The sequence below is a fragment of the Streptomyces sp. NPDC058457 genome (assembly GCF_042720695.1).
Classification (GTDB): Bacteria; Actinomycetota; Actinomycetes; order Streptomycetales; family Streptomycetaceae; genus Streptomyces.
In genome coordinates, this window is record NZ_JBHXLU010000177.1 from 1 (window position 1) to 1,820 (window position 1,820).

Sequence of the window (1,820 nt, forward strand, 5' to 3'; positions counted from 1 at the left end):
GCTGCGGGCAGGCGTGCCGCAGGGCGGCACGGGTGGGCGCTGGGGGTCCCCCCGGCCGAAGGCTGGGGGAGGCACCCGGCCAGCGCCGGTGAGCGACACCCCCACCCCAGCCACAGCCGACGTCAACTACTCGACCCGCCGAAGTGCATCCGCCGGCCGCAACCTGGACGCGCGCCAGCCGCCGAACGCGCCCGCGATCAGACCGCCGGCCACCGCGAGGCCCACCGCCAGCCCGATCGTCGTCACGCTGACCGGGGCCGTGAGGGCGACCTCCAGGGTCTTCGCGGCCTGCCGGCCGGGACCGCCGCCGAAGCCGCCGCCACCGCCGCCGAAGCCGCCACCGCCGGTGCCGCCACCGCCGCTGCTGCCGACGGAGGCGTCCAGCGTCGGGCTGATCGCGGTGACGACGTAGGCGCCGGCCAGACCGAGCCCGATTCCGAGCGCACCGCCGACCAGGCCGTTGACCATGGCCTCGCCGATGACCTGCCGGGTGACCCGGCCGGACTTCCAGCCCAGCGCCTTCAGCGTGCCGAACTCACGGACGCGGCGGGAGACCGCCGAGGAGGTGAGCAGGCCGGCGACCAGGAACGCGGCCACGAGCACCGCGATGGACAGCCACTTGCCGACGTTGGTGGCGAGCGAGGACGCCGTGGACAGGGAGCCGGAGACGGTGTCCGCGAGGTCGGCGGAGGTGGTGACCGTCGTACCCGAGACGTTGCTCTGGATGGTCTTCTTCACCGACGAGATCTGCTTGGAGTCGGTCGCCTTGACGTAGATCGTGGTGACCTTGTTCTTCTCGTCGGCGAGCGTCTGCGCCTGCTTCAGCGGCATGTACAGGTTGGCCGCCGCGTCACCGCTGTCGGCCGTCGCGATGCCGATGATCGTGAACTTGACCTTGTTGATGGTGACGGTCGAACCGACCTTGTACTTCTTCTCCTTGGCGAACGCCGAGTCGGCGACCAGCACCTTGGCGTTCGTCTCGGTGGTCTTGAAGGTACGGCCGCTGGTGATCTTCGACGAGGTCAGCGGGCCGACCGCGGTCTGGGTGACGTCGGTGCCGTAGACCGTGTACGAGTTGACGTCGAAGTTGGCGCCACCGCCCTGGACCTCACCCTGCGGCTGGCCGGTGCTGCCGCCACCGGGGCCGCCGCCGTTGCCGCCGGAGCCCTGGTTCTGCTGGAACTGACCCCGGGTGAACTGGCCGCTGATCTTGACCACGTTGAGGTTCAGCCCGCCGACCGCGGTCGCGACGCCCTTCTGGTCGCCGACCTTGGTGACGGTGGTGGAGGCGAGGGTGCTGAAGCCCTGCACCATGACACGGTCACTGCTCTGCGTGCTCGACGAGCCGTTGTTCTGCGCGTCGAAGTTGAAACGGGGCCGCTGGGAGGCGCTCGCGGACGCCGTTGCGGCCTTGGTGACCGTCATGTCCGTACCCAGGCCGTACAGCGACTGGAGGACCTTGTCCTGCGCCTTCCCCATGCCGTTGGACACGGAGTTGACCACGATGACCAGTGCGATGCCCAGCGCGAGGCCGGAGGCGACGACGAGAGCCGCCTTTCTGCGGCGGCGCAGTTCGCGCCTCAGGTAGGTGAAGAACATGACCGCAAGGTAGGGACGCACCGTGATGGCTCGATAAGGCCTAAATAAGAGATGCATGAGAAGGCTGTACAGATGCCAGGAATGGCCCCGCACCGGGCTGTCAACGCGGAAGGGGGGCGGGCCCGGGGCGGCCCCCGGCCGGGGGGGGTGGGGGGGGGGGGGAAGGGCGCACAAGCCCCCGGGGGGATAAAAAAAAAAAGCAGACCACGCCAAAGGCAATG

Annotated in this window: 1 protein-coding gene; it reads right to left on the reverse strand. The window is 69.5% G+C overall.

The genetic code is table 11. The annotated features are described in order from the left end of the window. Positions 1-126 precede the first annotated feature (126 nt). Positions 127-1,599 carry an ABC transporter permease gene (locus ACFWPS_RS53705; protein ID WP_383721828.1) on the reverse strand — a complete coding sequence of 491 codons (1,473 nt, stop codon included), beginning with the start codon at positions 1,597-1,599 and terminating at the stop codon, positions 127-129. Positions 1,600-1,820: the final 221 nt, after the last annotated feature.